Annotated in this window: 2 protein-coding genes; one reads left to right on the forward strand and one right to left on the reverse strand. The window is 63.7% G+C overall.

The features are described 5' to 3' along the window. On the reverse strand, positions 1 to 480 hold a 480-nt coding region (locus tag AC1DKD_RS40595), incomplete at its 3' end, for a cyanophycin synthetase family protein (protein WP_477144679.1). A gap of 240 nt (positions 481 to 720) precedes the next feature. On the opposite strand from AC1DKD_RS40595, the gene AC1DKD_RS40600 reads away from it, so the two are divergent. Continuing rightward, on the forward strand, positions 721 to 2572 hold a 1852-nt coding region (locus tag AC1DKD_RS40600; protein ID WP_477144680.1), incomplete at its 3' end, for a cyanophycin metabolism-associated ABC transporter.

Here is a 2572-nt window from a genome sequence, read left to right on the forward strand (position 1 = left end):
CTTGTCCACCAGGCGGCGCAGGTGGTCCACCGTCTCCTGGACGTCGTAGGGGCGGTCCTCGATGGCTGCCATCACGAGGTCGCGGGCGGCGAACAGGGCCGCACGGGTGACGTCCTCATGCCAGGCCCGCACGATCACCTTGTAGACACCGCGGATCGGGGTCTCGCGCGCCTTGCCGAAGCCGCCGGGCATGCCGGCGAGGTTTTGCAGCTCAAGCGTGACATGTTCCAGGATGTGGCCAGGCCACGTGCCTTCCTTGAGCCGCTGCAGGAAGCCGCCGCGCTCGCCGATACTGCAGCGATGCTCGATCAGCGAGGGCAGCCATGCCGACAGGCGCTCGTAGAACCCCGGAATCGTGTTGGAGGGAAAATCCTCCAGTTCCCCGATATCGACCCACGCCTCCAGCACAGGCCGATATGTCCACATATTCGGGCCGCGCAGCGACATGACATCGAAAATCTCAATGTCCTTCTTTTTCATTGATTTAGCTTGAGGCAGTGGGCGAGTGCCCGAGAAATAGAAGCCTAACCTTTCAGTAACGTTACAACGGTCAGCCGGTTGACTTTCTTGATTAAAAAGCGATTGTGCAGTGCATCAGGGACGCCCGTGTGTTTGGCCTTATGTATACTGCGGGCAAATCGGCGGGCCGCCATGGTGCGCCCGCCTTAAATTGTTTCAAGTTATGTCCATAGCCCAGGGACGCAGCATGCCGTACCAACGATGACCCAACCTTCCTTGCCCGTGATTGACAGCGACGCCCCGAACGAGCCGTGGCGTAACGAAATCGGCACCCGCCTGCAACCCGGCGAGGCCGTCCTGGCCTGGCTGGAAGTCGACCTAGACGCAAAGCTGCATTTTACCCAAGGCTGGGTACTTGTGACGGATCGTCGCTTGCTGGCGCGCATGCCGGGGCAAAAAGACTGGCAGGAATGGACGATCCAGCCCGGATTATCGCTGCATCACGCCGATCACGCCGGGGTTGGCACGCTTGAACTGCACGACAGTGGGCGATTACTGGCCACCTGGCGCTACACGCTCGGCCACAACCCGGCCGCGCTGCGCCTGATCGACCAGTTCCACGCGCAGTGCGACCTGTCCGGCTCGGGCCGGGGAGGGCTGGCCGAGGCCGATGTGGAGGCGGTCTGCCCGACCTGCAAGGCACCCCTGCCGCCGGACGACGACCAATGTCCGCAATGTAGCCGCGATCTGGAGACCCCGCCRTCSACCTGGGCGCTGCTGCGCCTGTGGCGCTTTGCCAGGCCGTACCGGTTCCAGTTGCTGGCCGGCTTCCTGCTGACCCTGCTGTCCACCGCCGCCACGCTGGTGCCGCCGTACCTGACCATGCCGTTGATGGACAACGTGCTGATCCCGTACCAGAACGGCCTGCCTATCGACTACAGCCGGGTCAAGCTGTACCTGGCCGGCCTGCTGGGCGCGGCGCTGGTGGCATGGAGCCTGGGCTGGGCGCGGACGTACCTGCTGGCGCGGGTGTCCGAGCGCATCGGCGCCGACCTGCGCACGACCACCTACGAACACTTGCTGCGCTTGTCGCTGGAGTACTTCGGCGGCAAGCGCACCGGCGACCTGATGGCCCGCATCGGCTCGGAAAGCGACCGCATCTGCGTGTTCCTGTCGCTGCACCTGCTGGATTTTGCCACCGATGTGCTGATGATCGTCATGACGGCGGCCATCCTGATCTCCATCAACCCGTGGCTGGCATTGGTCACCCTGGTGCCGCTGCCGTTCATCGCGTGGATGATCCATCTGGTGCGCGATCGTTTGCGCCACGGCTTCGAGAAGATCGACCGGATCTGGTCGGAGATCACCAACGTGCTGGCCGATACCATTCCCGGCATCCGCGTGGTCAAGGCCTTTGCCCAGGAGAAGCGCGAGGTTGAGCGTTTCCGCGAGGCCAACCGGCACAACCTGGCGATCAACGACCGCGTCAACGCCGTGTGGTCRCTGTTCACCCCGACCGTCACGCTGCTGACCGAGATCGGCCTGCTGGTGGTGTGGATCTTCGGCATCTGGCAGGTTTCGCACAACGCGATCACGGTCGGCGTGCTGGTGGCCTTCCTTACCTATATCAGCCGCTTCTACACCCGGCTGGATTCGATGAGCCGCATCGTCTCGGTCACGCAAAAGGCCGCCGCCGGTGCCAAGCGCATCTTCGATATCCTCGACCACGTATCGAGCGTGCCGGAGCCCGTGCGGCCGGCGCACCTGGAGCGCGTCGAAGGCGCCATCGAACTGCGCGACCTGGGTTTCCGCTACGGCAATCGCGCCGTGATCCGAGGGCTTAACCTGTCGATCAAGCCGGGCGAGATGATCGGCCTGGTGGGGCACAGCGGCTCCGGCAAGAGCACGCTGGTCAACCTGATCTGCCGCTTCTACGACGTCTCCGAAGGCGCAATCCGACTCGATGGCGTCGATATCCGTTCGCTGCCGGTGTCGGAATTCCGCAGCCATATCGGGCTGGTGCTGCAGGAGCCGTTCCTGTTCTTCGGCACGATTGCCGAGAACATTGCCTATGGCAAGCCGGGCGCCAGCCGCGAGGAGATCATCGCCGCCG

It is taken from the genome of Cupriavidus sp. 05T313 (assembly GCF_056396665.1).